The 19,297-nt window shown below is 63.5% G+C and carries 18 protein-coding genes; 17 read left to right on the top strand and 1 reads right to left on the bottom strand.

The genetic code is table 11. From position 1 onward, the window contains the following. Positions 1–7: 7 nt before the first annotated feature. The 17 genes from ACFPN2_RS24620 (at position 8) to ACFPN2_RS24540 (ending at position 17,938) form a co-directional block, all read left to right on the top strand. Positions 8–820 carry a 2-keto-4-pentenoate hydratase gene (locus ACFPN2_RS24620; protein WP_380601542.1) on the top strand — a complete coding sequence of 271 codons (813 nt, stop codon included), beginning with the start codon at positions 8–10 and terminating at the stop codon, positions 818–820. After that, a complete protein-coding gene (locus tag ACFPN2_RS24615) occupies positions 813–1,754 on the top strand; it encodes an acetaldehyde dehydrogenase (acetylating) (protein ID WP_380601540.1) in 942 nt (313 codons plus the stop codon). The genes ACFPN2_RS24620 and ACFPN2_RS24615 overlap by 8 nt, the downstream gene beginning before the upstream one ends. Beyond that, a complete protein-coding gene (gene dmpG / locus ACFPN2_RS24610) occupies positions 1,751–2,788 on the top strand; it encodes a 4-hydroxy-2-oxovalerate aldolase (protein ID WP_380601538.1) in 1,038 nt (345 codons plus the stop codon). Before ACFPN2_RS24615 ends, dmpG begins: the two co-directional genes overlap by 4 nt. Continuing rightward, complete coding sequence (locus tag ACFPN2_RS24605; protein WP_380601535.1) at positions 2,785–3,189, top strand: RidA family protein; 405 nt, start codon at positions 2,785–2,787, stop codon at positions 3,187–3,189. The genes dmpG and ACFPN2_RS24605 overlap by 4 nt, the downstream gene beginning before the upstream one ends. 37 nt (positions 3,190–3,226) lie before the next feature. Further along, the gene (gene mhpT / locus ACFPN2_RS24600; protein ID WP_380601533.1) at positions 3,227–4,465 is read left to right on the top strand and encodes a 3-(3-hydroxy-phenyl)propionate transporter MhpT; all 1,239 of its coding nucleotides are present in this window, start codon (positions 3,227–3,229) and stop codon (positions 4,463–4,465) included. A gap of 96 nt (positions 4,466–4,561) precedes the next feature. Then, a complete protein-coding gene (locus ACFPN2_RS24595) occupies positions 4,562–5,689 on the top strand; it encodes an NAD(P)/FAD-dependent oxidoreductase (RefSeq protein WP_380601531.1) in 1,128 nt (375 codons plus the stop codon). Beyond that, positions 5,686–6,087 (top strand): RidA family protein, encoded by a 402-nt coding sequence (locus tag ACFPN2_RS24590; protein ID WP_380601529.1) that lies wholly within the window; start codon positions 5,686–5,688, stop codon positions 6,085–6,087. The genes ACFPN2_RS24595 and ACFPN2_RS24590 overlap by 4 nt, the downstream gene beginning before the upstream one ends. Continuing rightward, the gene (locus ACFPN2_RS24585) at positions 6,074–7,429 is read left to right on the top strand and encodes an NAD(P)/FAD-dependent oxidoreductase (protein WP_380601527.1); all 1,356 of its coding nucleotides are present in this window, start codon (positions 6,074–6,076) and stop codon (positions 7,427–7,429) included. Before ACFPN2_RS24590 ends, ACFPN2_RS24585 begins: the two co-directional genes overlap by 14 nt. A 27-nt stretch (positions 7,430–7,456) precedes the next feature. Beyond that, positions 7,457–8,965 carry an aldehyde dehydrogenase gene (locus ACFPN2_RS24580; protein WP_380601525.1) on the top strand — a complete coding sequence of 503 codons (1,509 nt, stop codon included), beginning with the start codon at positions 7,457–7,459 and terminating at the stop codon, positions 8,963–8,965. Between the two features lie 82 nt (positions 8,966–9,047). Next, positions 9,048–9,956, top strand: a complete 909-nt coding sequence (locus ACFPN2_RS24575) for a LysR substrate-binding domain-containing protein (protein WP_380601523.1) — start codon at positions 9,048–9,050, stop codon at positions 9,954–9,956. Continuing rightward, positions 9,910–11,541, top strand: coding sequence for an ABC transporter substrate-binding protein (locus ACFPN2_RS24570; RefSeq protein ID WP_380601521.1), 1,632 nt, complete (start codon positions 9,910–9,912; stop codon positions 11,539–11,541). Before ACFPN2_RS24575 ends, ACFPN2_RS24570 begins: the two co-directional genes overlap by 47 nt. A 103-nt stretch (positions 11,542–11,644) precedes the next feature. Then, on the top strand, positions 11,645–12,145 hold the full coding sequence (locus tag ACFPN2_RS24565) for a hypothetical protein (protein ID WP_380601519.1): 501 nt from the start codon (positions 11,645–11,647) through the stop codon (positions 12,143–12,145). A gap of 1 nt (position 12,146) precedes the next feature. Continuing rightward, positions 12,147–13,289: a serine hydrolase domain-containing protein gene (locus ACFPN2_RS24560; protein ID WP_380601517.1), complete on the top strand. Its 1,143-nt coding sequence runs from the start codon at positions 12,147–12,149 to the stop codon at positions 13,287–13,289. Next, positions 13,290–14,402, top strand: a complete 1,113-nt coding sequence (locus tag ACFPN2_RS24555; protein WP_380601515.1) for a PepSY-associated TM helix domain-containing protein — start codon at positions 13,290–13,292, stop codon at positions 14,400–14,402. After that, positions 14,399–15,343: an ABC transporter permease gene (locus ACFPN2_RS24550; protein WP_380601513.1), complete on the top strand. Its 945-nt coding sequence runs from the start codon at positions 14,399–14,401 to the stop codon at positions 15,341–15,343. Before ACFPN2_RS24555 ends, ACFPN2_RS24550 begins: the two co-directional genes overlap by 4 nt. After that, positions 15,336–16,172 (top strand): ABC transporter permease, encoded by an 837-nt coding sequence (locus ACFPN2_RS24545; RefSeq protein ID WP_380601511.1) that lies wholly within the window; start codon positions 15,336–15,338, stop codon positions 16,170–16,172. The genes ACFPN2_RS24550 and ACFPN2_RS24545 overlap by 8 nt, the downstream gene beginning before the upstream one ends. Then, complete coding sequence (locus ACFPN2_RS24540; RefSeq protein ID WP_380601509.1) at positions 16,169–17,938, top strand: dipeptide ABC transporter ATP-binding protein; 1,770 nt, start codon at positions 16,169–16,171, stop codon at positions 17,936–17,938. Before ACFPN2_RS24545 ends, ACFPN2_RS24540 begins: the two co-directional genes overlap by 4 nt. A 15-nt stretch (positions 17,939–17,953) precedes the next feature. Here ACFPN2_RS24540 and ACFPN2_RS24535 read toward each other — a convergent pair whose 3' ends face one another. Continuing rightward, positions 17,954–19,084: a CaiB/BaiF CoA transferase family protein gene (locus tag ACFPN2_RS24535; RefSeq protein ID WP_380601507.1), complete on the bottom strand. Its 1,131-nt coding sequence runs from the start codon at positions 19,082–19,084 to the stop codon at positions 17,954–17,956. Positions 19,085–19,297: the final 213 nt, after the last annotated feature.

Below are 19,297 nucleotides of genomic sequence, written 5' to 3'. Positions count from 1 at the left end.
CGACGCCATGAGCGATGCACGAGAACAGGCAATCGCTGCGGCTTCGGCAGCGTTGCAGAAGGCGTGGGCGACTGGACAGGCTTGCGCGCCGGTCCGCGATCTCTTGCCGCCGAACGACATCGCGGCCGCTTATGCCGTCCAACAGGACGGCGTGCGGCAGCGGCTCGTGGCCGGGCGTCGGCTGGTCGGTCGGAAGATTGGACTCACGTCGCGCGTCGTGCAGCGGCAGCTCGGTGTCGATCAACCCGACTACGGAATGTTGTTCGATGACATGGACGTGCCGTTGGGAAGTGCCATCGATTGTCGACGGTTGCATCAGCCCAAAGTGGAAGCGGAAGTCGGTTTCATCCTCGGGCGAGACCTCGATGACATGCGCTTGACCACGGCGGATGTGCTGGCCGCTGTCGACTACGCCGTGGCGGCAATCGAGATCGTTGGCTCACGCATCGCCAACTGGGACATCCGCTTGGTGGACACCATTGCCGATAACGCTTCCTCTGGAATGTATGTGCTGGGTCATGAGCCGCGACGGCTCACTGAATGCGATGTTGTGCACGCGTCGATGCGGATGACGAGAGGCGAGGAAGTCGTTTCGACCGGCGCGGGTACGGCTTGCATGGGGAGCCCGCTATCGGCGGTGCTGTGGCTGGCGAAGACCGCGGCGCAGCTCGGACAGCCATTACGCCGTGGAGACGTCGTGCTTTCCGGCGCGCTCGGTGCGATGGTCGCCGTGAAGCCAGGCGATTTGTTCGAAGCGCATATTGAAGGGCTGGGGAGCGTGCAAGCTTTGTTTGCACCGGAGGAGAGTGGGCGTGGCTGAGACCCAGGTGGCCATCATCGGCACAGGAAACATCGGCACAGATCTGATGATCAAGGTGCTGCGCCTGTCGCGGGTGCTGAAGATGGGCGCATTCGTCGGCATTGATCCGGCCTCCGACGGTTTGCGGAGAGCGGAACGATTGGGCGTGCCGACGACGGCGGGCGGTATCGAGGGCTTGCTAGCCCTGCCGCAGTTTGCTGACATCGACATCGTTTTCGATGCGACCTCTGCCGGCGCCCACCAACATCATGCCGCCCTGCTCAAGGCCCATGGCAAGAGGACTATCGATCTGACTCCTGCGGCGGTCGGTCCGTACCTGGTGCCCGCGGTGAATGGGGATGCCCATCTGGATGAGTTGAACGTGAATATGGTGACGTGTGGCGGGCAGGCGACGATTCCGATCGTGGCTGCGGTCAGTCGCATCGCTAAGGTTCACTATGCCGAGATTGTCGCGTCGATCGCGTCGAAGTCGGCCGGGCCTGGCACGCGGGCGAATATCGATGAGTTCACCGAGACCACCGCTCGTGCCATTGCCGAAGTGGGCGGCGCTGAGCGAGGCAAGGCGGTGATCGTGCTCAACCCTGCCGAGCCACCGCTCATCATGCGTGACACCGTTTACTGCCTCAGCGACGACGCCGACACGGGGAGCATCGCTCGTTCGATTGAGACGATGGTCGAGGAGGTGCGTCGATACGTGCCAGGCTATCGACTCAAACAGCAAGTCCAATTCGAACGCATCGATGCGGGCAGTGCGTTGCGCATCCCCGAGATGGGACGATCGTTCACCGGTTTGAAAGTCACGACCTTCCTCGAGGTGCAAGGCGCCGCACACTATCTACCGGCGTATGCCGGCAATCTCGACATCATGACGTCGGCAGCGCTGCAGACGGCGGAAAAGATCGCACGGCGCATGCAGGCGGGGGCGGCGGCATGAGCTTCGATCCACGCACCACGAAGCTTTACATCCAGGACGTGACCTTGCGCGATGGCATGCACGCCATTCGCCATCAATACGGCATCGAGCACGTCAAGACGATTGCGAAAGCGTTGGATGCCGCCAAGGTCGACGCCATCGAAGTGGCGCACGGCGACGGCCTCGGCGGATCGTCGTTCAACTATGGTTTCGGCGCCCATACCGATTGGGAATGGATCGGCGCGGTGGCGGAGGTGTTGGAGCACAGCGTGCTCACGACGTTGCTGTTGCCCGGGATCGGCACGGTCCACGATCTTCGGCGAGCTTACGACCTGGGGGTTCGCTCGGTTCGAGTCGCGACTCATTGCACCGAGGCCGATGTTTCCAAACAGCACATCGAGGCGGCCCGCAATCTCGGCATGGATGTGTCCGGCTTTCTGATGATGAGCCACATGACATCGCCGGAGGCGCTCGCTCAGCAAGCGAAGCTCATGGAGGACTACGGCGCTCACTGCGTCTACGTCACCGACAGCGGCGGCGCGTTGACCATGGATGGCTACGCGGCCCGACTGCAAGCCTACGACCGAGTGCTCAAGCCGGAGACGCAGCGGGGCGTGCATGCTCATCACAATCTGTCGCTGGCCGTGGCCAACTCCGTCGTCGCCGTTCAGAACGGCGCGATTCGAGTGGACGCCAGTCTGTGTGGCATGGGCGCCGGTGCCGGCAATGCGCCGTTGGAGGTTTTCATCGCGACGGCCAATGTTTATGGCTGGCAACACGGCGCAGATCTTTTCGCGCTGATGGATGCGGCCGAGGATCTGGTGCGACCGTTGCAGGATCGTCCGGTGCGCGTCGATCGAGAGACGCTGACGCTGGGTTACGCGGGTGTCTACTCATCCTTCCTGCGACATGCGGAAAAGGCCGCTGCGGCTTACAACCTGGACACTCGAGACGTGCTGATGGAGCTTGGCCGTCGTCGCATGGTGGGTGGGCAGGAAGACATGATCGTCGACGTTGCTTTGGATCTCGTGAGTGCCCGCGGAGGTTCGCGATGACATCTCTCGATCGTGCATCGATGCCGCAATCGCCAGACGCACCGGATCGGATGGCAGGCATGGTGCCGGGCGTTCGCGCGGGAGGGTTTCTGTTTCTGTCCGCGATCCGTGGGCGAGATCCGCAGACCAACTCGATGTCGGATGATCCATACGAGCAGGCGGTGCAGGCTCTGCGCAACGTGGCGGCGGTGCTGGCCGCGTCCGGTGCGACGCTGGCGCATGTCGTGAAGGTCACGCTATACCTGCATGACTTGGAGACGCGCCAAGCGTTTCATCGTGCCTGGATGGAGTTCTTTCCGGAGCATCCGCCAGCGCGAATTGCTGTGTGCGTGGCGGATGCGAATGCCGCGCCCGGCGGCAACGCACATTTCGCACTCGACGTGATTGCGCTGGCGCCCTAGAGCCGGTGTGATCGCAGCTGGTTGAACAGGGGAGCTCATGACTGAGATCGAACGCCGCGACGAATCCGCGAACCGCGCCATCACCATTGCTTTGTGCTTTTGTGTCGCGGTGTTGGAAGGCTTCGACCTGCAAATCATCGGCGTCATGGCGCCGGCGATCCGCGAGGCGATCCATTTGACGCCGCAACAGATGGGCTGGGTGTTCAGCGCCAGCCTGATCGGCCTGGCGGTCGGCGCGGCTTATGGCGGCTGGTTGGCCGATCGGTTGGGGCGCAAGCCGGTGCTGATCGGCTCCGTCGTGACGCTTGGCGTATTCACGTTGGCCGCCGCACTCATCAGAGATGTGAATTCGTTGCTGGCGGTACGATTTCTTGCGGGGCTCGGCATCGGGGGGGCGATGCCCAACCTGATCGCGGTGGTCTCCGAGGTGGCGGCCAAGGGCAAGGTCACGGGCACGGTCTCGCTGATGTTCTGTGGCATGCCGCTCGGTGGCGTACTGGTTGCGCTCCTGGCGCGTTTTGGAGCTGGAGCTCTCGGCTGGCAAGGGCTGTTCGTGGTGGGCGGGGTCCTGCCGCTGATCGTCGCGGCGTTGCTGGCGGTCAATTTGAAGGAGACCGGTGCGGGCAGACGGATCGATGCGCAGCGGTCCGCGCCCGGTTACATGAACAGTCTGTTCGGACGCGGACAGGCGTTGCGCACCGTGTTGCTGTGGGTCGTATTCGCGCTGACTCTGTTGCAGTTATCGTTGCTGCTCAACTGGCTGCCGTCTCTGGTGATCAATCGCGGCTTTCCGCCCAGCGATGCGTTCATCACGACCATGGTGGTCAACATCGGCAGCATCATCGGTTCGTTCACCATCGGTCGCGCCTGCGACCGTTATGGGGTGCGTTGGCCGATGTTCCTCGTTTACATCGCGATGGCGCTGTCGCTGTCGGCGCTCGCAATGGCGTCCGGGCGTGAAACGTTGTGGGCAGCCGCGCTGGCGGCCGGCTATTTCGTGCTGGGCTCGCAGTTCGTGCTCTACGGGTTGGCACCTCGGTTGTATGCACATGAGGCTCGAGGCGCAGGCGTCGGAGCGGCAGTCGCCATTGGGCGCATTGGCGCCATCACGGGCCCGTTGCTGGTCGGCGTCGCACTCGGTGCGGGTGCCAACAGCGGGCGGATTATTCTGCTCCTGGTACCGCTGGTGATCGCTGCGGGCTTGTCATTGTTCTGGCTGACGTATGCCGCGCGCGATGAATTGGGGCGCGGTCCGAACGCGCAAATTTCGACCTGAGGTTTTTGCTACCCACAATTGCCTTTCTTGAAATCGACAGGGAGCGGGTCGATTGCCCACTATTCTGCCTCGTGCGGTGTCGGCGGTGGGAAGAGCATGCAGGCGGATATTGCGATCATTGGCGGAGGGATGGCGGGGGCATCCGCGGCGTATTTTCTATCGCGCGGGGCTGCCGTCGTTCTGCTCGAACGGGAGGAGGCGTTGGGGCTGCACAGCTCCGGCCGCTCGTCGGAGCAGTTCACTGTCGGTATCGGCGCCGACACGATGCGCCGTCTGGCGCAAGCAAGTCGCTCGTTTCTGGAGCGGCCGCCTGAGGGCTTCGCGCCGATTCGTCTGTTGTCGCCTCGTGGGTGTCTCACAGTGGGCCGGACAGACCAACAGGCTTCCTTGCAGCGGCTGCATGGCAGGTTGACCGGAGTCGGCGCCGAGGCGCGGTACGTCGATCGCAACGAAGCGCTGCAACTCTTCCCGGCGCTGCGCGCGGACAGATTCGACAGCGGTGTGCTCGAGCCGGGCGCGATGGACATCGATGTCAATGCACTGCTGCAGGCCTATCTGCGCGGTGCCAAGGCCAACGGCGCGAAAGTGCTGACCAATGCCAGCGTCAGTGCGATCGAGCGCGGCTCCGGCAAGTGGCGGGTGATGACGCCGGCAGGTGATATTTCCTGTTCCATGGTCCTGAACGCGGCCGGTGCGTGGGTCGACGAAATCACGCGGCTGGCTGGCCTCGAGCCCATCGGTTTGACGCCACATCGACGGACCGCTTTCACATTCCTGCCCACTGGAGTCGACGCGTCACGCTGGCCGCATGTCAGCAACGTCGACTATCGCTGGTATGTGAGCCCGCGTGGCGACAGCCTGGTAGGCAGCCTCGCCGACGCAGTGCCAGTGCCGCCTGGCGATGTCTATCCCGACGATCTGGATGTCGCGCAGGGCATCGAGAACATCGAACAGGACACCACGTTCGAGATCGGTCGGCCGCTCAGCAAGTGGGCCGGCCTGCGTAACTTCGTCGCCGACAAGAATCCTGTTTGCGGCACGCGTCCGAATGCCGATGGATTCTTCTGGCTCGCAGGTCAAGGTGGCTGCGGCATTCTCACTTCGCCGGCGCTGGGGCAAGCAGCCGCTGCACTGATGCTCGGCCACGAGCTCCCCGACGAGCAGCGTGCGCTCGGCATCACGCCGAACGATCTCGCGCCGAATCGCCCAGGACTGATGTCATGACTCAGCAACCGATCCGCCGTCATATCTCCTCCGGCAGTGAGTTCGAGCGGACTTACAGTTACAGCCGTGCGATCGTTCTCGGCAATCACATCTATGTCTCGGGGACGACGGGCTACGACTACTCGACCGGCAATCTGCCGGACGGTGCGCACGATCAGACCGTACAGCTGTTTCGCAACGTCGAGTCCGCGCTGATGCAGGCCGGCGCGACGCTGAAGAATGTGATTCGCGTGAGGATGTACATCGCGCGGCCCGAAGATTACGAAACGATCATGCAAGTGTTCGCCAGCACCTTCGCAGGCATCGATCCCACGTGCACGACGGTGCAGGCGGGACTGTTCGATCCGGCGATTCGAATCGAAATGGACATGGATGCGGCGGTCGATGCGGGCGCTTAGTCTCTATCCCCATATTCCCGATGACGTGATGGCGCGCATCGGCCATCGGCACAGCGCGTTCCCCGAATCGGCCGATGTCGTGATCGTCGGTGGCGGCATCATGGGCGCCGCCACGGCGTATTACCTGGCCAAGGCGGGTGTCGGCGTGGTGCTGGTCGAGAAAGACAAGGTCGCTGCCCAGCAATCCGGACGCAACTGGGGATTCGTGCGTACTCAATACCGCGATCCGGCCGAGCTGCCCATCGCGGTCGAGGCGTTGTCGCTGTGGCCCACGCTGGAGCAGGAGCTGAGCTCGCAAATCGCCTGGCGACGCACCGGTTGTATCTTCCTTGCGCAGAGCGAAGCGGAGCTTGCGCAGTTCGAGCAATGGATCGCTCGCGTGCGGGGTATTCCGAACGATGCCCGCATGCTGTCGGGACGCGAAGTGGCTGCACTCATGCCGGAGTTGCGCGTCAAAGTTCCAGGGGCTCTATACACGAGCTCGGACGGTCAGGCGGAGCCGGGACTGGCGACGACGGCGTTCGCGCGAGCGGCGGAAAACAGGGGCGCGCAAATTCTGGAAGATTGTGGCGCGCTCGCGATCGATGCGGCGGCGGGTGCAGTGACGGGAGTGCAGACCGAGCACGGTTTCATTCGCTCGAAGATGGTGATCTGCGCGGCCGGCGCCCACTCGCATCATTTGCTTCGCAAGCTCAATTTGTTTCTTCCGCAGCAGGTCGTGCGTAGCACCGTCTCGCTCACTTCGCCCGCACCGCTGCTCAGCGAATCCTGCTTTTGCGGTTATGGTCTGGGCCTGCGTCAGCGGCCCGATGGCTCGTGCATTCTTGCCGCGGAGTCGCTCTCGGACGTCGATGTCACTCTCGATTCGATGCGCTCCGCGCGCTTTTTTATTCCCGAGCTGTTTCGTAACTGGCGCACGTTCTCGTTCCGGCTCGGCCGGCCATTCCTCGACGATCTCCACCGCCGGCTCACCTTGCCGAAGGAACGGCTCGCCCTGGAGCCGCGCCGGCCGAGCATCGCGCCGAACCGCAAACGCGCCATGAAGAACGTTGCGTTGTTTCAGAGCCTGTTCGCCAACGCGGGCGAAGTCTCGATCGTGAAGTCCTGGGCCGGGCTGATCGACGTGCTGCCCGATGCGTTGCCGGTCGTCGATACGCCGTCGGCTGTGCGGGGGTTGATCGTGGCGACCGGGTTCTCCGGTCACGGCTTCGGTCTCGGTCCGGCGGTGGGCAAGACCGTCGCGTCGCTGGCCTTGGGCTCGACGCCCAACAGTGTGCTCAAGCCGCTGCGGTTGGAGCGTTTCGCGCTGGGCGAGTACGGGCGTCCGCATGCACCGCTGTAGCGGTGCGCATCCGACGGGGAGGCTGCAATGAGCGAGAAAGATCGAAATTACTACGCACGCGTGGCGCAAAGTCTGCGCTTGCCCACGGCCGTGGCCTTTATCGATGGCGCATACGTCGCGCCGGTGTCGGGCCTCGTCATGGAGACGCGCAATCCGGCGACCGGCGACGTCATCGGCACTGTCGCGCATTGTCAGATCGCGGATGTGAATCGCGCCGTTGCCGCTGCGAGGCGGGCGTTCAATGACGGGACATGGTCACGTGCGGCGCCCGAGGAACGTAAACGCGTACTGCTGCGACTCGCGCAGTTGGTTCGTGAGCACAGCGAACAGCTCGCCGTGCTCGAAAGTCTCGACAGCGGCAAGCCCATCCGGGACTGCCTGCGCGAGATCGATGTCGAAGTGCCGGCGACCTTCGAATGGTATGCCGAACTGATCGACAAGACCTTTGGCAAGGTGGCGCCGACCGGCGGCGATGCCTGCGCGCTCATCGTCAAAGAGCCGATGGGCGTCGCCGGGCTCGTGCTGCCTTGGAATTTCCCGCTGCTCATGGCGGCGTGGAAGCTGGGACCGACGCTCGCCAGTGGTTGCTCCGCTGTCGTGAAACCGGCGGAACAGACATCCTTGTCGACGCTGAGGCTCGCCGAGCTCGCGAGCGAGGCGGGTCTGCCGCCAGGCGTGCTCAATGTGGTCCCGGGCATGGGCGAGACGGCGGGGCGCGCGGTCGGTTGTCACAACGATATCGACGTCGTCTCGTTCACCGGCTCGACCGAAGTCGGCCGCTGTTTCCTGAGCTACGCGAGCGAGAGTAATCTCAAGCCGGTCGGCCTGGAGATGGGTGGCAAGAGCCCGTTCATCGTGCTGGCGGATGCGCCCATCACCGATGAGCTGATCGAAAACGCCATCACCTCGGCGTTCTGGAACGGCGGACAGAATTGCTCGGCCAACATGCGACAGATCGTCGACGTTGCGGTTCGCGATGAGTTCCTGCGGCGGGTGGTCGAACGTGCTCGGCAGATCGTGGTCGGCGATCCGCTGGACCCGCGGACGCAGCTCGGGCCGATGATTACGCCGGAGCATCGGGAGCGCGTGCTCGACTATGTCGCGCATGGCAAGTCCGAAGGCGCGCAAGTGGCGCTGGACCTGGCCCATGCATACGACGAGCGGCCGGGTTGGTTCGTCGGCCCGACGGTGTTCTCCGATATGACTGCGGCTATGAAGATCGCCCGCGAGGAGATCTTCGGGCCGGTGCTGGGAGTGATCGGTGTGAGCGGGCTCGATCAGGCGCTGGCCGTGGCCAACGACACCGACTATGGCCTGCACGCCACGGTCTATACCCGCGACCTGAACGCCGCGTTGCTCGCCGCCCGGCGACTGGCTTGCGGGACCGTCGCCATCAACGGTTTCACCGAGGGCGACATCAAGACGCCCTTTGGCGGCTACAAGCGCTCCGGATCGCTGGCGCGGGACAAGGGGACGGAGGCCCTGGATCAATATCTACAGTCGAAAACGATCTGGATCGGCGTGCACCAGCCCTGAGCGCCACGCGCGCTTTGCGTACTCAACGGGGATATCCTTATGATCGGGTCACGTTCCGCCACAGGACAGAAGATCCACTGCCATGCCCCGCCGGCTGCCATCGTTGAATGCGTTGCGTTGTTTCGAGGTGGTGGCCAACTATCTGAGCATCAAGAAGGCCGCCGGCGTGCTCCGGATCAGCGAGAGCGCCGTCAGCCGTCAGGTGCGCATCCTGGAAGAGCAGCTCGGTATCTCGCTGTTCAATCGCAACCACAATGGCCTGGAAATCACCGAAGCCGGGCGTGCGCTGGCCGCCAGCGCACGCGGCGCGTTCGACCAGATCGCGAATACGATCGATTCGTTCCAGCGCGACCAGGATACCGTCCATATCCGTGTATTGCCTACCTTCGCGGTGCGCTGGCTGTATCCTCGGTTACAGCGCTTTCAGGCTCAGCATCCATTGATTCGCGTGATCGTTCATACGCGCTGGCACGACATGGTGTCGGGCGACGGCGAGGCGCACCTGGGGATTCGCTATGGTCTCGGCAACTGGTCCGCCGAACATGCCACCGAGCTGTACCCCGAATGGCTCACGCCGGTGTGCGCATCCACCTATCTCACCGGCCGCCAGCTCACGTCCTCGAAGGACTTCGAGAAGCTGACGCTGCTGCATCCGTTGCCCAGCCGGGACGACTGGCGAGTCTGGTCGGAGCGCTGGGGCGGCGGCCGCTTCGACACCAGCGGCGGCCTGGATTTCGACGGGTTGGATCTGGCGCTGCAGGCGGCGGAGGCCGGCTTCGGCATCGCCATCACGGACGTGGTGCTCGGTCACGATGCCCTGGAATCGGGGCAATTGATCGCGCCAGTCAAGAAATGCGTGCCGAGCGATGTTTCCTATTTCCTGGTGCGTGCGCCCGGCTTGTCGGATCGAAGACAGGTGCGCCTGCTACACGACTGGATCTGCGATGAGATCAGCGACGCACGCCGCATCATCGAGCACTATACCCAGTGACGGGCACAGCCACGCGGCGGCGTGGAAACGATGGCGGGATCTGCTGGTCGCGCTGACCGCCGCAGCGCTGTTGCAGGCCGCGTCGGCCAGCGAGCGGGACGGCACGCTGCGCGTCTCGCTCACATCGGATATCCGTAGTACCAACCCCGGCGTCAATCGCGACGCGAACACCGATACCGTGATGATGCATATTCTCGAAGGCCTGGTGGCCTATCGGGAAGACGGCAGCGCCGGGCCGCTGCTCGCTGACTCGGTTGCAGTGTCAACCGACGGCACTCAGTACACCTTTCGCCTGCGTCCGCAGCTACGATTTCACAATGGAGCTGCGGTCACCGCGGACGATGTCGTGTGGTCGTGGCGGCGGTATCTCGATCCGAAGACAGGCTGGAGTTGCCTGAGCGATTTCGATGGTACGCGTGGCAATCGCATCGAGTCGGTGACCGCGCTCGGGCCGGACACTGTCGTGTTCAAGCTCAATCGTCCGCAGCCGATGTTTCTGAGTCAGATGGCGGCGATCCAGTGCGGCGGCGGTGCGATTCTGCATCGCTCGTCGGTCAACGCGGATGGCAGCTGGAACGCCCCAGTTGCCACCGGGCCCTACATGCTGGATGCGTGGAAGCGCGGACAGTACATCGACCTACGGGCATTCAGTGGCTATCGCAGCCGGAACGAAGCGCGCGACGGCAATACTGGTGGCAAGTTCGCGTACGCGCCTCGAGTGCGTTGGTTGATCATTCGCGACGGTTCCGCACGTCTCGCGGCACTCGTGAAAGGTCAGGTCGATGTCATGCCGGAAGTGCCGGCCGCCGAGATGGTGCAATTACAGCGGGTGTCCGGCGTGACGCTGATGGCGAAGCCGATGCTGGTCAACTACGCGATCTTGATTCAAGACCGGGCGCCGTTGCTGGGCGACGTTCGGATGCGTCGGGCGCTCGCGCTCAGTCTCGATCGGACTGCCATCGCCGCACTCGTCACCAACGATGTCGGCGTGGCGAATCCATCGGTCATTCCAAGCTCCAGTTCCTATTACTCCTCGATACAAGCTTCCGGTGGCGCTCATGACGTCGCGCAGGCGCGAGCGTTGCTGGTGGAGGCGGGATATCGAGGCCAGCCCATCGTTCTCACCACCAATCGCCGTTACCCGGCGATGTTCAATCAGGCGTTGCTGGTCCAGGCCATGGCGCGCGAGGCGGGCATCGATATCCAGCTCGAAGTGCTGGAATGGGCCACGCAGCTCGATCGCTGGAAAGCGGGCAAGTATCAGTTGATGTCGTTCGGGTTCACGGCGCGGGCCGATCCCTATTTGAATTACGACGCGATGCTGGGCGATCGCAGCCGCAGCCACACCAAGCTGTGGGACAACCCGGTGGCGCTCGATCTGCAACGCGCCGCCGGCGAAAGCTCCGATCCGGCGACGCGCCAGCGCTTGTTCGATCGCATGCATGAGCTGATGGTCGCGGATTGTCCGCTGATCGTCCTCTACAGCCTGTCGGACGTGAACGCCGTGCGTCGCGGTGTGAGTGGCTTCGACTCATGGGTCTTCGGGCGCGCCCGGTTGTGGGGCGTGCGTCCGCCGTCGAGCTGACTCACATTTTTGCACCCCGTGTTGCGGTTATTGAAATCGACAGGGGAGCGGTGTTCTTGGTTTAGTGGAGCCCGGGGATCGAGCCACAGTTCGGGAGACATCAGTGATTCGCACGCATCGCAAGTCCGAAAAAACGCTGTCGCGAGTGACGGCCGTCGTCCTGGCGCTCACCGCGCTGACGCCGCTTGCCGCTGTTGCTCACAAAGACAGCGACCCAGTGGATCTGGCCAAGGACATCGACAAGGGGCCGGTGTGGCGCACGTGGACCGCGCGCGTTGCCGAAGACAAGATGGACGACTATCTGAACTACCTGACCAAGGTCTACAAACACAATCTGGCCGCCTGGAAGGCGGCCGGTCTCATCACCGACTACAAGATTCTGATCATCGAGCCGCGCGGCGCGGACGATCCGAACATCCTGATGATGTACCAGTATCGAAACATGGCTGCGCTGGACGCACCCGAGGAGCTGTGGACGCAGGCGAGCAAGCAAGCGCTCGACAAGATCCAGGACCCGGAGGTCAGGAAACTCATCGGCGCGGATTACGACGAGTGGCGCACTTACACGGGCTGGGCCCCGACCGCTCGCGAGGTGAAGCTCTAACATGTCATCGCCTTATCTCCACGTCGCGGACTTTCGCACCTTTCTGTCCGGCAACATGCGGCCGGGCGTCGCCGTGCATACGTTTTCGCACAGCGACCAGATGTTTCCGGCACGAGAGGTGCGTCGCGGCGGTCCGGTTCGCGTCCTCACGGCGCGACGCCAGCCGTTTCCGGACCTGCAGTTCGAGCAGCAGGGTCGCAGGTTCGATCTGAACGACTTTCTGACGACCAATCGGATTGCCGGACTGCTGGTGCTCAAGGATGGCGAGGTGGCGATGGAGAACTACGAGCTGGGCATCGGACCGCAGACGCGCTGGGCGTCGTGCTCGATGGCGAAGTCGGTGCTGTCGATGCTGGTCGGTGTGGCCGTTCGCGAGGGTGCCATCCGCAGCCTGGATGACCTCGCGTCGCGTTATGTGCCGCTGCTGGCGAGCGGCGCCTACGAGCAAGTGACAGTGCGCCACTTACTGACGATGACGACGGCGGTGAGTTGGGACGAGACCTACACCAATCCCGAATCGGATCGTCGCAGGTTGCTCGACTGTCAGATGACGCTGCAACCCGGCGCCGTGGTTCGTCACATGAACTCGCTGCGTCGGGCTGGGCCGCCGGGCTCGCTCTGGAAATACAACACCGGCGATTCGTATGTGTTGGGGGCGGTGATGGAGGCGGCCATAGGCGGCTCGCTGGTCGATTATCTGTCGGAAAAAATCTGGGCGCCGGCCGGCATGGAGCGCGATGCGACCTGGTGGCTCGATTCCCCGGACGGGATGGTGCTGGCGGGCGGTGGCATGAGCGCGACGTTGCGCGACTACGGTCGCTTCGGTCAGTTGGTGCTCGAAGGCGGCCGTGCCAACGGCAGACAGATCGTTCCGGACAACTGGGTCGCCGAGGGCGGCGTGCCACAGATCGTGAGTGGCAGTCCCGTTCCTTACGGATACTTGTGGTGGATTCCTCCGCAGGACGAGCCTTTGCACGTCGGCGCCTTCCAGGCGGAAGGTGTGTTTGGCCAATACATCTATGTGCATCCCCGCGAGCGGGTCGTGATTGTTCTGCTCAGCGCCCGCTCGAAGCCCAGTGTCGTGTCGCGCGTCGAGCTGATCGATGAAACCTTTTTCGCGGCTGTGGTCCGCGCGTTGCAATAGATGAAAGCGGCATTCCGCCTCTGTCACAAGTATCTGGCGCTGTGTCTCGGTGCCCTGTGGTTGTTGCAGGCTTTGACGGGAATGCTGCTGGTCTTCCATCGTGAGCTGGATGACAAATCGTTGGGTGCGTCCGGACAGGCGGTGAACTTTGCCGTTGTCGACAGGGTGCTCGGGCAGCTCGCGCAAGGAGAGCCGGCGACGAAGATCGTTGAATATTTTGTCAGCGGGGGAGTCGCAGGTCAGGTCGATGTGCTGATCGAGCGTGCGGGAGCCGCGCGCGAGGTGGTTCGCATCGATGGCGCAACCGGCATCGTTTTGCGCACCAGTGCCTGGGAGGAACCGCGCTCACAACTCGGCCTGTTCCGCTTCGTACTGCTGGCTCACAAGCAACTGCTTGCCGGCAGGTTTGGCGAATGGCTCATCGGCATCAGCGGCGTGTTCCTGCTCATCAATATCGTACTGGGACTGAAGCTCGCCTGGCCGCGGGCGGGGCAGTGGCGTGCTGCCTTGTTCCCGCGGCCTGCCAAAGCACCGGCGGCGAAGCGATTCGCATGGCATAGGGCAATGGGCCTGTGGCTCGCACCCTTCGCATCGTTGGTCGCGCTCACCGGTAGTCTCATGACGTGGACACAGGAATTACCTGCCGCTGCCACGGCCCCGCTCGCGCCAGCAACGAGTAGCGCGGTGTCCGCTCGTGATGGACGGATGATTTCGTCCGCGGCAGCTGTTGAGGTTGCGCGGCATCTCTATCAGGACGCAACGGTCGCAATCGTCTCGATGCCCAGCGAGCAGCGGCCTTGGTACTCGATCCGCTTGCGCCAGCCGGGCGAGCTGCGGCGGATCTACGGAGCCACCCAGGTGCGCGTTGACGCCGATACCGGTGAACCCATGGCAACGTTCGATGCACTCAGGATGTCGATGGCCGACAAAATCTTCGTCGCGCTTTATCCAATCCATTCGGGAGAGTGGGGCGGCGTGGCCACTCGGCTGTTGGCGATACTCGTCGGCGTGTGGCTGGCGGGCACGATGGCGTTCGGCTTGCTGTTGTGGATCGCTCGCCGGGCGCGCGAAGGCATGAGGTCGACGCAACGGGTTGGTGTGCGTTCCGTATGACGCGATATCTTCTGCGCCGCCTGGCGCTCACACTGCCGACGCTGCTGATCGTTCTGCTGGTCGTGTTCTGCATGATGCGGTTGATCCCCGGCGATCCGGCGCAGCTGATGCTGGGCGAAGTGGACGACCCCGTCGCGCTGGCGCGGTTGCGCACGCAGCTGGCGCTCGATCAACCCATCGGCGTCCAGTTCCTGCATTGGCTGCTGCAGCTGGCGCGGGGTGACCTGGGAGTTTCGATTGCCCAGCAGAGTCCGGTGCTCGACCTGTTGATTCCGAGTTTTGGCGTCACGGCTTCGCTGGTCGTGCCGGCAGTGCTGCTGGCGGTGCTGATCGCGATTCCGGCCGGCTCGATCGCGGCCTGGAAACAGAACTCGCGGACCGACGCGCTGATCATGACGGCTGCAACCGTCGCGCTGTCGATTCCGAGCTTCTGGTTGGGCTTGTTACTGCTGCTGTTCCTGGGCGTGAAGCTCGATCTCTTGCCGGTCGTCGGCTATGTCTCGTTGTTGGAGAATTTTCGCGAGGGCGTCAGCTACCTGATCATGCCGGTGGTCACCCTCGCGCTCATCGAGGCCGGTGTGCTGGTGCGGCTGATACGCTCCAGTACGATCGACGTTGCTCGACTGGAATACATCACACATGCGCAGGCGAAGGGGTTGCCGCAGTTTTCGGTCATGGCGCGGCACGCGTTGCCGAATGCCATGGCGCCGACCTGGACGATGATCGGCCTCACGCTCGGATCGTTGCTCGGCGGGGCGGTCGTCACCGAGACGGTGTTTACGCTGCCCGGGCTAGGACGGCTGCTGGTCGAAAGTATCTTCGCGCGCGATTATCCCGTCATTCAGGGCTGCATGCTGTTCGTGACGCTGGCGTATGTGGTCGTGAACATCATCACCGAGTTGACGTATCCACTGTTCAATCCGGCGGTGGAGCATGACTGAGCGCTGGTGGGAGGTCTTCGCGCGACGTCCGAACGCGGTGGCCGGCGGCGCGCTGGTGGCGGTCATGCTGAGCGCTGCGTTGATGGGCATCGTGTATACGCCCTACGATCCAATCGCGATCGATTTCCACCACCGCTTGAGTGCGCCTTCGACTGCGCACTGGCTCGGCACGGACGAGTGGGGGCGCGATGTGATCAGTCGCGTGCTCTCGGGTGCGGTGGTCAGTGTCGGCATCGCCGCGATGACGTCGCTGATCGCAACCTCCATTGGCGCGCTGATCGGCGCAGCCTGCGGTTTCTACGGGCGCTGGCTCGACAGGATCGTGATGGCGGTGATGGATGCGCTGCTGGCGTTTCCTTCGCTGATCATGGCGCTGGCCGTGGTGACGGTATTCGGCGCAGGACCTTATACGCCGGTGCTGGCGCTGAGCATCGCCTATCTGCCTTCGGTGGTGCGCGTCGTGAGGGCCGCGGTGCTCGGGGTGAGGCATCGGGATTTCGTCGATGCCTCGACGATCATGGGCAACAGCCGGGCGTTCACGTTGTTCCGTCACGTGCTGCCGAACACGCTCGCTCCGGTCATCGTGCTGGCGACATCGATCTTCGGCTGGGCGCTGCTTGCCGAGAGCGCATTGTCGTTCCTGGGCCTGGGCGTGCCGCCGCCAGCGGCGAGTTGGGGAGGCATGCTGGCGGACAGTCGTGTCTATTTCGAAGATGCGCCATGGCTCGCGCTCGCGCCGGGATTCGCGCTGTCGATCTCCTTGCTCGGCATCAATCTGTTCGGCGATGCGTTGCGTGACTACTTCGATCCGCGGATGAAACATTTATGAGCCGCGTCTTGACCATCGACAAGCTGAGGATCGACGTCCGTAGCGGCGCGGGCGAGGCACGGCGCGTCGTCAATGATGTGAGTCTGTCGATCGAGAGCGGCCAGATCGCGGCGCTGGTCGGTGAGTCCGGCAGCGGCAAGACGCTGATCGGTCGCTCCGTTCTGCGGCTGTTGCCGCCGGTTGCGGCGTTGAGCGGCGGTAACATCGTTTTCAACGGCGCGCCGCTCCAGCAACTCGATGAAAAGCAGATGCGCTCCCTGCGCGGCCGGCAGATCGGGGCCGTGTTTCAGGAGCCGATGGTGTCGCTGAATCCCGCGCTCACGATCGGCTTCCAGATGATGGAGGCGATGCGGCTGCACGAGCGCGTGTCGAAGGCAGAGGCGCGGCGGCGTTGCGTAACGATGCTGGAGAAAGTCAGGATCGCCGATCCGGACGAGGCGCTGCGAGCCCATCCTCGCCAGTTCTCGGGTGGCATGCGGCAGAGGATCATGCTGGCGTCGGTGCTGGCGATGCGGCCGCGATTGCTCATTGCCGATGAGCCGACCACGGCGCTCGATGCCCTGATCCGCAAGGAGATCATGGACCTCATGGTCGCGCTGACGCGTGAGATCGGCGCCGCGGTGCTGTTGATCAGCCACGATCTGGCGCTGGTGGCGCAATATGCCGATGACGTGACGGTATTGCGTCGGGGAGAAACAGTGGAGCAGGGCCCGCCTGCCCGGATGCTGTTGCATCCGACCCATGAGTACACGCAAGCGTTGATGGATGCATTGCCCCTGCGCGCGTCGACCAACGAAGCTGTGCGTACTCCGCTCGTGGAAATCGAAGATCTATGCGTGGATTTTCGTCGCAAGCGGGCCGCGCTGTGGCGGCGTGCGGCCACCAAGCGTGCTGTCGACAAGGTGACGCTGTCCATCTATGACGGCGAGGTGCTCGCGGTCGTCGGTGAATCCGGCTCCGGCAAGACCACGATCGGCCGCACGCTGCTGCGTCTGTGCGAGAGCAGCTCGGGTTCCATTCGTTTCGGTGGCCAGGACTTCGATGGTATGGATGCTGCTGCCATCGCGCGCTTCAGGACGCGCACGCAGATGGTGTTTCAGGATCCGTACTCATCGCTCGATCCACGGATGACGCTGGGGGCCATCGTGGCGGAAGGCTTGCGGCACGTTGCCGGCCTCGATAACGGGGAACGGCTGCGGCAAGCGAGGGAAATGCTCGAAGAAGTCGGGCTGCCCGGCGCCTATCTGCAGCGCTATCCGCATGAGCTGTCTGGCGGACAGCGCCAGCGTGTTTGTATCGCGCGCACCATCGTTGCCCGGCCGAGATTCATCGTCGCCGACGAGCCCGTGTCGGCGCTGGATGTGACGATCCAACGCCAGGTGCTGCAGTTACTGACCCGGTTGCAGGAAAAGTATGGATTCACGTACTTGTTCATCTCGCACGACCTCGGCGTGGTGGAGCAAATGGCCGATCGTGTTGCGGTGATGTTTCGTGGCCGGGTGCTGGAGATCGGGGCGCGCAACGAGATCTTCGATTCGCCTCGGCATCCGTACACGATTCGCTTGCTGGAGGCGACGCCGCGACTCGTGCGCCGAGCCGGCGGCGCGTACGAGTTGCACACGTTTCCGGCACGCGCTCAGTGTGCACCGGCAGGCCATGGCTATTTCAATAACGGTTGCATTCCGGGCGTGCCGGAGAGCCGCGGCGTGCCGCTCATGATCGAGGTGAGCTCGGGGCACAGTGTTTGCTGTACTCGTGCCGAGTGATCTGTTCGGCACGTCTCAGCAGCGCCTGCCCTGGGCGAATTCTTGCTCGATGGCGTGAGTGTGCTGACCGCGCGCGGGCACTCTCAAAGGGACATTCGTAGCATCGTCGGAAACGATGGCTGCCGGAGCCACGACACGCACCGTGCCGTTCGGAGTCTCGACGCTCACCGTGCGCAGGTGAGGATGGGCCGCCGCATCTGCAAGTGAGTTCAGGCGTCCGTGCGCGATTTCCAACTCGCCCAGGCGCCGACTCGCTTCTGCATACGACAGACGCGCGCATGCTTCGGCGACGATTGCATCGACCGTCGGGCGGTTCGTGACACGCGCCGTGTTGTCGTGAAAGCGCTGATCCGTGCCGAGTCCGGGTTGTTGCAGGAACGTGGCGGCGAACGTGGACCACTCGCGATCGTTCTGCACGGAGAGGATGAGTTTCACGCCGTCGGCACAGGCGAAGACACCGTACGGCGCGATGGTCGGATGGGCGACTCCCAGCCGTTGCGAGGTACGGCCGCCGTACAGGTATTGCAACAGCGGAACGCTCATCCACTGCGCCAGGCTGTCGAAGAGGGAGACCTGAATACCACGCCCTCGCTTCGAGCGCGTTCGCGCAAACAGTGCCTGCAGAATCGCGGTGTGTGCGGTGACGCCCGCGGCGATGTCGCAGATGGAGATGCCGACTCTCGCCGGCTCCGTACTGCCAGTGATCGCGCACAGGCCGACTTCACCCTGAACGACCAGATCGTAGGCCTTCAATCCAGCGCAGGGACCGGTCGCGCCGAAGCCTGTGATATCGCAGGTGATGAGTTGGGGGTGGCGTGCCCGCAGCGCCGCCGAGTCGAATCCCCTGCGAGCCAAAGCGCCCGGTTTCAAGTTCTGAATGAAAACGTCGGCCGCTGCAATCAGCGAGGCGAGCAGCTTACGTCCGCGGTCCTCGCGCAGGTCCACGCAGAGCGATTCCTTGCCGGCATTCAGCCACACGAAGTAGGCGCTGAGGCCAGCCACGTCGCGGTCGTAGTTGCGAGCGAAGTCTCCCTCGGGGCGCTCCACTTTGAGTACGCGGGCTCCGGCTTGCGCGAGCAGGCCCGATGCAAGCGGCGCCGCCACTGCCTGCTCGACACTCACCACTGTCAGTCCGTCCAGATCCATCGCTGCTCTCCCGCCCGGAACGATTGGCCCCGCAAAGGTCGCGTCTTTTGCGCGGCCTGTCGATTTCAATAAACTGCAGGCCGATCCCCAAAAACCGCGGGTGGCTGCCGGCCCAACATTTTCGCGGTGACCCTTGCGTTTATTGAAATCGACAGCGCCGCGAGTTTCTGGTGCTTTACACCTACTAGAAACCGACATTCGTGGTCTTTTGTG

This window comes from Steroidobacter flavus, assembly GCF_042651805.1.
Classification (GTDB): Bacteria; Pseudomonadota; Gammaproteobacteria; order Steroidobacterales; family Steroidobacteraceae; genus Steroidobacter; species Steroidobacter flavus.
This window is presented reverse-complemented; position numbering and strand designations above follow the sequence as displayed.

Coding starts and splice junctions, on each gene's coding strand:
- ACFPN2_RS24590 (WP_380601529.1), top strand. CDS start 5,686: ATGACTCAGCAACCGATCCGCCGTCATATCTCCTCCGGCAGTGAGTTC.
- ACFPN2_RS24550 (WP_380601513.1), top strand. CDS start 14,399: ATGACGCGATATCTTCTGCGCCGCCTGGCGCTCACACTGCCGACGCTG.
- ACFPN2_RS24580 (WP_380601525.1), top strand. CDS start 7,457: ATGAGCGAGAAAGATCGAAATTACTACGCACGCGTGGCGCAAAGTCTG.
- ACFPN2_RS24570 (WP_380601521.1), top strand. CDS start 9,910: ATGAGATCAGCGACGCACGCCGCATCATCGAGCACTATACCCAGTGAC.
- ACFPN2_RS24540 (WP_380601509.1), top strand. CDS start 16,169: ATGAGCCGCGTCTTGACCATCGACAAGCTGAGGATCGACGTCCGTAGC.
- ACFPN2_RS24545 (WP_380601511.1), top strand. CDS start 15,336: ATGACTGAGCGCTGGTGGGAGGTCTTCGCGCGACGTCCGAACGCGGTG.
- ACFPN2_RS24555 (WP_380601515.1), top strand. CDS start 13,290: ATGAAAGCGGCATTCCGCCTCTGTCACAAGTATCTGGCGCTGTGTCTC.
- ACFPN2_RS24535 (WP_380601507.1), bottom strand. CDS start 19,084: ATGGATCTGGACGGACTGACAGTGGTGAGTGTCGAGCAGGCAGTGGCG.
- ACFPN2_RS24560 (WP_380601517.1), top strand. CDS start 12,147: ATGTCATCGCCTTATCTCCACGTCGCGGACTTTCGCACCTTTCTGTCC.
- ACFPN2_RS24620 (WP_380601542.1), top strand. CDS start 8: ATGAGCGATGCACGAGAACAGGCAATCGCTGCGGCTTCGGCAGCGTTG.
- dmpG (WP_380601538.1), top strand. CDS start 1,751: ATGAGCTTCGATCCACGCACCACGAAGCTTTACATCCAGGACGTGACC.
- ACFPN2_RS24595 (WP_380601531.1), top strand. CDS start 4,562: ATGCAGGCGGATATTGCGATCATTGGCGGAGGGATGGCGGGGGCATCC.
- ACFPN2_RS24585 (WP_380601527.1), top strand. CDS start 6,074: ATGCGGGCGCTTAGTCTCTATCCCCATATTCCCGATGACGTGATGGCG.
- mhpT (WP_380601533.1), top strand. CDS start 3,227: ATGACTGAGATCGAACGCCGCGACGAATCCGCGAACCGCGCCATCACC.
- ACFPN2_RS24605 (WP_380601535.1), top strand. CDS start 2,785: ATGACATCTCTCGATCGTGCATCGATGCCGCAATCGCCAGACGCACCG.
- ACFPN2_RS24575 (WP_380601523.1), top strand. CDS start 9,048: ATGCCCCGCCGGCTGCCATCGTTGAATGCGTTGCGTTGTTTCGAGGTG.